Annotated in this window: 8 protein-coding genes; all 8 read left to right on the top strand. The window is 61.9% G+C overall.

What is annotated here, in order from left to right:
- The first annotated feature begins 595 nt into the window (after positions 1 to 595).
- Entirely contained in the window at positions 596 to 733 is a 138-nt protein-coding gene (rpmH, locus tag FBF36_RS13190) for a 50S ribosomal protein L34 (protein ID WP_003788507.1), read from the top strand.
- A gap of 1 nt (position 734) precedes the next feature.
- On the top strand, positions 735 to 1,103 hold the full coding sequence (gene rnpA, locus FBF36_RS13185) for a ribonuclease P protein component (RefSeq protein WP_087943991.1): 369 nt from the start codon (positions 735 to 737) through the stop codon (positions 1,101 to 1,103).
- A 22-nt stretch (positions 1,104 to 1,125) separates the two neighbouring features.
- A complete protein-coding gene (gene yidD / locus FBF36_RS13180) occupies positions 1,126 to 1,410 on the top strand; it encodes a membrane protein insertion efficiency factor YidD (RefSeq protein ID WP_009395780.1) in 285 nt (94 codons plus the stop codon).
- A 95-nt stretch (positions 1,411 to 1,505) separates the two neighbouring features.
- On the top strand, positions 1,506 to 2,699 hold the full coding sequence (gene yidC / locus FBF36_RS13175) for a membrane protein insertase YidC (protein WP_009395781.1): 1,194 nt from the start codon (positions 1,506 to 1,508) through the stop codon (positions 2,697 to 2,699).
- Between the two features lie 52 nt (positions 2,700 to 2,751).
- Positions 2,752 to 3,375 carry a protein jag gene (locus FBF36_RS13170; protein WP_009395782.1) on the top strand — a complete coding sequence of 208 codons (624 nt, stop codon included), beginning with the start codon at positions 2,752 to 2,754 and terminating at the stop codon, positions 3,373 to 3,375.
- A gap of 2 nt (positions 3,376 to 3,377) precedes the next feature.
- A complete protein-coding gene (gene rsmG / locus FBF36_RS13165; protein WP_009395783.1) occupies positions 3,378 to 4,022 on the top strand; it encodes a 16S rRNA (guanine(527)-N(7))-methyltransferase RsmG in 645 nt (214 codons plus the stop codon).
- A 107-nt stretch (positions 4,023 to 4,129) separates the two neighbouring features.
- Positions 4,130 to 5,032: a ParA family protein gene (locus FBF36_RS13160; RefSeq protein ID WP_034492036.1), complete on the top strand. Its 903-nt coding sequence runs from the start codon at positions 4,130 to 4,132 to the stop codon at positions 5,030 to 5,032.
- Entirely contained in the window at positions 5,032 to 6,615 is a 1,584-nt protein-coding gene (locus FBF36_RS13155) for a ParB/RepB/Spo0J family partition protein (protein ID WP_138137729.1), read from the top strand. Before FBF36_RS13160 ends, FBF36_RS13155 begins: the two co-directional genes overlap by 1 nt.
- Positions 6,616 to 8,082 lie beyond the last annotated feature (1,467 nt).

Raw genomic sequence — 8,082 nt, 5'->3', positions numbered from 1 at the left:
GACGGACTCCTGATCGGAATGGTTGATGAACCCGGTGAATGCAGCCCGACCGACGCCGGCCGGGTCCTGTGTCGATGATGACAGGGTTGTGTGGAACTGGCGAACCGGAAGGTCTGACCGGGCGTCCCATCATGCTGGTTCTCCACAGCCTTGTCCACACCTGGGGACACAGAGAGCGATGACTCACAGACAACGTTCAGAATAAACTCTGAAAAAAGTAGGTGCGAGTGGCTCCGATCATGTGTTGCGAGCCCACGGAATGACAGATGTGTCGTCATTGACGGGGCTTCTGAGAAGATACACACAGATCAGTGAGTTATCCACATATCCGCAAGGTTGTGGACGGAGTTCTTCCCACAGCGGTGGATATGGGCCGACCCTGGTTGTGGATGACGTGTGAAGAGGTTGTGGATGACGCCATCGGTCACAGTGGTCACAGTCGGCCACATTCGTTTGACCGGCAAGAGGGCCAAACGTAGGCTGTTGCAGACGTTCGCGCGGAGTCAGGTCCCGATCCATGGGGCAGCCGCACGAGCGACAGTGCCGCGAACCTCGCGATGCACTGTTCCGATCACCTCAAGCAGGAGTTAAGCCCGTGAGCAAGCGGACCTACCAGCCGAACAACCGTCGTCGTGCCAAGGTGCACGGCTTCCGCAAGCGCATGTCCACCCGCGCAGGCCGTGCCGTTCTCGCTTCGCGGCGCCGCAAGGGCCGCGTTCGCCTCGCCGCCTGAGGTGCTCGGCGCGGCGCACCGACTAGCGCGGGGTGAGGACTTCACTACCGCGATTCGTCGGGGTACGCGTTGCGGGAATCGCAGGCTGGTCGTGCACTACCACGCCGGCGGGAGAGGGGATGACTCCCCGGCTCTCGTCGGCGTCGTCGTGCCCAAGAAGCAGATACCGCTGGCGACCCGCCGCAATCGCGTCAAGCGCCGGGTCAGAGCCCTCATGGCGCAGCGGGTCGGCTCCCTCGAGCCGGGAACCCGTGTCGTCGTGCGCGGACTCGCAGGTGCCGACGGCGCCGACAGCACCACCCTGGGACGGGACCTGGATCGGCTTCTGAGCCGGTGCCGGGAGCGCCAGGTCGAAGGGCACCGGCGATGAGCCGGTCGGTCGCGGGTGAGCGATGAGCGAGTGGTTGACGCGAGCCCTCCTGGCTCCAGTGCGTTTCTACCAGCGCTTCATCTCTCCGGCCCTGCCGGCCTCCTGCCGTTACCACCCCACGTGCTCGGCCTATGCCGTCACCGCGCTGGAGGTGCATGGTCCGATCAAGGGCACGCTGCTGGCCCTGTGGCGTCTGCTGCGATGCAACCCGTTGACCCGTGGTGGAGTCGACCATGTCCCGGACAAGGGGCAGTGGCGATACCACCATCCCCGTGACGTTCCGAGGTTCACGGTCGAGGACCCCTGACTGAACCTGGTGAACCGATGGATACGATGCCGGCTCAGACCCTGAGCTCACACTGATACCGCTCTCGCACGAGAACCCTCATACAAGGAGTACGGATGGACACGTTGCTGTGGCCGCTCAAGGTGGCCGTGGCCTGGGTCATGGTCACGATCCACAAGGCCCTGGTCCTCATCGGGTTCCCCGATGGGCCGGGTATCGCCTGGGTGCTGTCCATCATCGGTCTGACGATCGTGGTGCGGCTGCTCATCATGCCGCTGTTCGTCAAGCAGATCCGAGCCTCCCGTGGGATGCAGCTCCTCCAGCCGGAGCTGCAGGCGCTTCAGGCCAAGTACAAGGGCAAGAAGGACCCCGAGTCGCGCCAGCGCATGAACGAAGAGATGATGGCGCTCTATCGCAAGCACGGGACCAACCCCATGGCCTCCTGCCTGCCGATCCTGGTGCAGATGCCCATCTTCTTCGCCCTCTTCCGCGTGCTGGCCTCCTTGGGTGCGGTTGCCACCGGCAAGTACGGCCGTCCCTCGATCGGTCCGCTCACGCAGCAGCTGGCCGAGCAGGTCCAGGCCTCCAGCGTCTTCGGCGCCAGCCTGTCCTCCTCCTTCCTGAGCAGCTCCGACACACAGGTCAAGATCGTTACGGTCGCCATGATCATCATCATGTCGGTGACGCAGTGGTACACCATGGCGCAGCTGTCGATGAAGAACATGTCGACGGAGTCCCTCAACTCCGACAACCCCATGATCCGTTCCCAGCGGATGATGCTGTACGTGATGCCGGTGATCTTCGCCGTCTCCGGCGTCAACTTCCAGATCGGTGTGCTCGTCTACTGGGTCGTCTCCAACTTGTGGACCATGGGTCAGCAGTTCTTCACCATCCGCAACATGCCCGCACCCGGCAGTGAGGCCGAGAAGAAGTACCGCGCCCGCATCAATGCCAAGCGGGCGCGCAAGGGACTGCCCTCCCTGGAGGAGGAGGAAAGGGCTGAGGCGGTCGCCAAGGCCGAGGCCGAGGGCCGTACCGGAGGCCAGCGGGTGCAGCCGGTGCGCAAGAACCGGCAGAAGAAGGCCGGCGGTTACGGCGAGTCCCGCAGCGATGCCTCTGCCGACCTCGCTGACGACTCCGATGTCGAGCAGATCGAGGACGAGGACGAGGCGAAGGAGTCGACGTCGTCCAAGAGTGGTGGCCTCAGCGATGAGGAGATCGCTCGACGTCGATATGAGCGCCGAGCCCGCCAGCGTCGCGAGGCGGCGGCCCGACGCAAGGTCCAGGCCAAGAAGAAGCGCAACCGCTGAGGCTCGCTCAGCGGCGACGAACCCGGTTCCCATCACAGATACGGATGACATTATGAGTGAGCAGCACAGTAACGACTCCTCCCAGCAGTCAGCGGAGGAGGCCGTGAGCCGCCCCGTGAGCAACACCGTCTCGCGCCTCGAGGAGGAGGGCGAGATCGGCGCCGACTACCTGGAGGAGCTCCTCGATATCGCCGACCTGGGCGGCGATATCGATATCGACATCGATCACGGGCGCGCCTCCATTGCCGTGGTCGCCTCCGAGGAGGGCGATGAGCGCGAGCTCGCCGACCTCGTCGGACGCGACGGAGAGGTGCTGGAATCCGTTCAGGAGCTGACCCGCCTCGCGGTTCAGGCCCGCACCGGCAACCGTTCCCGCCTCATGCTCGACATCAACGGCTACCGCGCTGACCGTCGTGTCGAGCTCACCAAGGTCGCCCAGGAGGCGGTCACCAAGGTGCTCACTTCGGGAGAGGCCGTCAGCCTGGAGCCGATGAACCCCTTCGAGCGCAAGGTGTGTCACGACGTCGTTGCCGCCGCCGGACTGGTCTCCGAGTCCGAGGGCGCCGAGCCGCACCGATACGTCGTGGTCCTGCCCGCCGATGAGAATGATGAACAGGCTGTCGACAAGGCCGACGTCAACGATGCGGCTGACGACTCCGCTTCGGAGCAGGCCTGAGCATGAGTGAGGAGCAGCGGGCCCAGGTGGAGGAGCCGACGGCGGAGATGCGGGAGATCTTCGGGGTCTCCTTCTCCGCGGCGGAGCACTTCGCGCAGATGCTCGCTGAGGAGGGCGAGCTGCGCGGTCTGGTCGGGCCGCGTGAGCTTCCCCGCCTGTGGAGCCGGCACATCGTTAACTCGGCTGCCGTCGTCCCCTTCCTGCCGGCTCGGGGAAGCGTGGCCGATGTGGGCTCCGGGGCAGGCTTTCCCGGCATTGTCGTCGCGCTGCTGCGACCCGACCTCGACGTGACGCTCATTGAGACGATGGAGCGACGCACTCAGTGGCTCTCCGACGTCGTCGAGGAGCTGGACCTGGACAATGTGACCGTTCGGCGGGCCCGGGCCGAGGAGATCAAGGACCGCTATGACGTGGTGACGGCTCGCGCGGTGGCGAACCTGTCCAAGTTGGTGCGGTTGACGGCGCCGTTGCTCCGGCCGGGGGGCGCCCTGCTCGCCCTCAAGGGTATGCGGGCGCAGGACGAGGTCGATGACGCTAAGTACGTCATTAAAAAGGCAAAATTATCAGTCGCCGTTATTCATGAGGTTGTTACAGCCGGCGACGAAACAACGGCTGTCGTTGAGATTCGCCGCACGAAGAACCGTTGAGATACGGCGCGCGTTCGGTGTAACGCGTAAGGATCGACCTGCTCGCGTAGACTCGTAACTGCCCGACTGGCTCGGGCTGTTGGGTCACCGTCCGAGGAGAAGCAGGTTTGTCCGGATCGTCTATCTTCGATCAGCTCCAGGCCGAGCACCTCGCGTTAGACGAGGTAGCGGGTGGAGAGTTCCCACATCCCGAGCGGACTCGTGTTATCGCAGTCGCCAACCAAAAAGGTGGCGTCGGAAAGACATCGACCGCAGTGAATCTTGCAGCCGCTTTAGCTGAAGGCGGGTTGCACGTCCTGCTCATTGACGCGGACTCACAAGGAAATGCCTCAACAGCACTGGGGGTGGAGCACGATGAAGACAGTGCCTCCATCTATGACGTCCTCGTCGACACCATGCTCATCAAGGACGTTGTCACCAAGACGCGATTCTGCGAGTCGCTGTGGTGCGTACCTGCGACCATTGACGTAGCTGCTGTCGAGATAGAGCTCATCTCCACCGCTGAGCGGGAGTCACGTCTGCGGCGTGCACTGGTGGACTACCTGGTTTCACGTGAAACCGAGGGTCTGGAGCCCCTTGACTACGTCATCATTGATTGCCCACCGAGCCTCGGCATAATGACGATCAATGCCTTCGTCGCTGCCGATGAGGTTCTTATTCCGATGCAGGCTGAGTACTACGCCCTTGAAGGACTCGCTCTGTTGACGCGCTCCATTGACAGGATCGCGCGCATTCACAATCCGGGACTGGGAGTCTCCATGATTGTGCTCACCATGTTTGACGGACGCACCACGCTGGCGCGTGAGGTGGAGTCCGAAGTCCGTTCCTATTTCCCTGATGCCACGCTGGACACTAAGGTGCCACGTTCCATCCGTGTTGCCGAGGCTCCCTCCTTCGGCGCTCCTGTGGTGTTCTGGGATCCCCGGTCCACCGGCGCGATTGCGTACAAGAAAATGGCTCGTGAGGTTGCTCTGCGGGGCGCTCCCCGAATTGAAGGCGAGGAAGCCTGATGGCTCAGAAACGGCGCGGACTCGGACGGGGTCTGCAGGCGCTGATCCCGGAGGCGCAAAAGGAGAAAGTCCCTGCTGCGTCTCGTCCTTCCGATGTGTTCTTCCCTGACTCGCGGAAGGACGAATCGCTTGACGACGATGCGGCTGCTCATGCCGAGTACGTCGCTTCAGAGCCTGAGCCGGCTTCGGAGGCGCGGAGTACTCGCGATCTGACTTCTGCTCTCCTGGCTCCTTCTCAGCGGAAGCGTGGATCCAAGAGCCGCTCGGCCCGGTCAACGACCTCATCCAAGACGGCTGCTCAGAGCAAGCAGACGACGCCGGTTTCACGTGAAACCACAACGAACTCGAAGGCTGAGGCTCAGGCCGAAGAGAAGAAGGCCGCGAAGGCATCGTCGTCGGCGACCTCCACCAAGCGGACCCGTTCAGCCGCTCAAGCCGCTTCAAAGCGTGCGACCAAGAAGGCCACGGAGGAAGTGTCCGCTCCGGTGGAGGAACCCTCGCGTGAGTCTACTGTCGTCGAGGACGAGGTGACTGCGGTATCGGCTCCGGAATCGACCTCAGTGCCAGCCACTCCTGATGTTTCACGTGAAACGGCGGAGGAGAAGTCGGCGGTCAGCAATAGTGAGTCCTTCGCCTCTGAGAATGAGCAGACCGAGGAGGACCCGTCATCGGGCACCTCTGTGACTCATGTCGACGTTTCTGAGGACACCGATGGCCAGCAGGACTCTGCGGACACCGACGGTCTTGTCCCGGTGCCAGGCGCCCGCTTCGCTGAGATTCCGGTGGAACTGATCCACCCGAATCCCCGCCAGCCCCGTCAGGTTTTCGATGAAGAGGACATCTCAGAACTGGCGGCCTCGATTGCGGAAGTGGGTCTGCTGCAGCCAATCGTGGTCCGGCAAGTGCCGACTGCTTCGGGAGAGGAACAGCGGTATGAGCTCATTATGGGTGAGCGTCGTCTTCGGGCTTCCAAGGAAGCCGGCTTGGAGACGATTCCAGCAGTTGTTCGGGACACGGATGATGTTGATCTGTTGCGTGACGCGCTACTGGAGAACCTGCACCGCGTCCAGCTCAATCCCTTGGAAGAGGCCGCGGCCTACCAGCAGCTTCTGGAGGACTTCCAGTGCACCCACGCTGAGCTCTCCGAGCGGATCGCTCGGTCGCGTTCGCAGATCTCCAACACTTTGCGTCTCATGAAGTTGCCACCGCTGGTGCAGCGCAGGCTTGCCGCGAATGTCATTTCAGCGGGACATGCTCGTGCGCTTCTGGGCCTCCCCAATGCGGCCGAGATGGAGCGGCTCGCACAGCGTGTGGTGGCCGAGGGCCTTTCAGTGCGTGCCACGGAAGAACTCGTCGCGCTTCATGAGGAACCCGAGCCGGAATCGGGTCAGCCGAAGGTACTGCGTGCTCGGAGCACCCCTCTCCCAGCGCTCTCGACCCGTCTGTCCGATGCCTTCGACACTCGCGTGAAGGTGACGCGGGGAGCGAAGAAGGGGCGTATCACCATTGAGTTCGCCGGAGAAGAGGATCTTGCCCGCCTTGTCGATGCGCTGGCGCCTGGGACATCCCTTGATGAGGAGTAGCCTGCGCTGATAGTGCGAGCCACGGTGGGGCCGAGACAATGAATGTCTCGGCCCCACCGTTGTTCTCGATGACGACAGCAAGTGCGTGTGTGATTCTGGCAAGTACACCGTGTTTCACGTGAAACCAGCATGCACCTGGCTGTTCTTGGGTGATGTCAGGAAGAGCGGGAAGCGCAGCGAGTGCCAACTAACGTTGGTCATCGGCGGTCGCAGGCTTCACGTGAAACACGCGAGCGTGCATCCCTTGCTTGTTATGAGGGCAGACGGGTAGAGCAGAACAGCGTGCCGCTTCAAAGTCAGTTCGTCAGAACTTTCGATGTTTCACGTGAAACAAAGGGATCGGTTACGACCAGGAACGTGTCCCGGGGTGTGCTGAGGTTGGAGCAGCTCGTTGACTGAGAAGCACCTATTGGACGAGCGAAGCATCATGAGGTGCCACGCTAGGTGTTGTAACCAGATTCCGGAAAGGGTCGCGTAAGGCCGCTCCTCTGGGGTACCCAGCAGGAGTGGACTCAAGTCCGGGAGATTCATGTTCTCGTTCGGACACTCCTGCGAGTGCGTCGTGGGCGCCTAAGAAGGAACGCAGGACGGATAGCCACGAACCTGAGCGGCTCTCAAGCGTGTTGGCCCCGTTATCAGGAATGGATCTAGGAGTGTGTTGTTACCGGGACGATCTGTGATTCGCTTGGTTTCACGTGAAACTGAAGGCGAGCCGCTATCCCGTTCGTTCAGGATAGGGCTGGGCGTTCCCCATGCGTGTGACCGTTCGTGCGCGGATGGACAGCATGGTGCGGCCGGGCTGACTTCTTGCCTCGGTCCATGACCGATGTCGATGCTGCATGATGATGCGCATCGCAAAAACTGCGGATCAGAGGCAGCAAGACCATGAGGACCTCGTGAGACTGGCGGTTTCACGTGAAACTAAAGGAGAGGTGACAGCCGGGCTTGCTTCTTCAGATGTGGCTGATGGAACTCATGAGAATACGGACATGAGGTCTCAATGAAGGGCGGGATTGAGTGATCGACCCCTCCCCAGAAGGAGATATCGGTCCGCGTCTTTGCTATGAAAAGGGAACCGGATCTGACGTCGATCTACGTACAGACAAGGTCAGCGACCGGACGACGACGTACTCGATCAGATGGAGGGCCTGTTGTTGAACTGGATCGACAAGACAGACCTTGACTCTGTTGCCCTCGAAACACGTGCTATGCATCGATATGGAGCAGACGAGTCGAGCGCACCGACGTGCATTGACGGGCTGTCCTGGGTCTGTGTCGATGATGCATTGGCGCCTCAGGACATGTTTCACGTGAAACAGCGGAGAACCGTAGGTTGTCGGGCCGTTGACGCGGGCTCTGTGGGTCGACAGCGTGCGGCGGGTACCGGAGGAGGGGTGGTCAGCAATTGCTGTCATGGAATGCTTGAACAGCGCTCTGTCGATGAGGGTGAGGTGGATACTGTGAGAA

Origin of the sequence: Actinomyces sp. oral taxon 171 str. F0337 (assembly GCF_005696555.1) — a bacterium.
Classification (GTDB): domain Bacteria; phylum Actinomycetota; class Actinomycetes; order Actinomycetales; family Actinomycetaceae; genus Actinomyces; species Actinomyces oris_E.
The sequence above is the reverse complement of the archived record's forward strand: the minus strand, read 5'-3'. Positions and strand labels throughout refer to the sequence as shown.

What these genes read in the sequence shown, in the direction of transcription:
- yidD (WP_009395780.1), top strand. Translation starts at nt 1,126, where the DNA reads ATGAGCGAGTGGTTGACGCGAGCCCTCCTGGCTCCAGTGCGTTTCTAC.
- yidC (WP_009395781.1), top strand. Translation starts at nt 1,506, where the DNA reads ATGGACACGTTGCTGTGGCCGCTCAAGGTGGCCGTGGCCTGGGTCATG.
- FBF36_RS13170 (WP_009395782.1), top strand. Translation starts at nt 2,752, where the DNA reads ATGAGTGAGCAGCACAGTAACGACTCCTCCCAGCAGTCAGCGGAGGAG.
- rsmG (WP_009395783.1), top strand. Translation starts at nt 3,378, where the DNA reads ATGAGTGAGGAGCAGCGGGCCCAGGTGGAGGAGCCGACGGCGGAGATG.
- FBF36_RS13155 (WP_138137729.1), top strand. Translation starts at nt 5,032, where the DNA reads ATGGCTCAGAAACGGCGCGGACTCGGACGGGGTCTGCAGGCGCTGATC.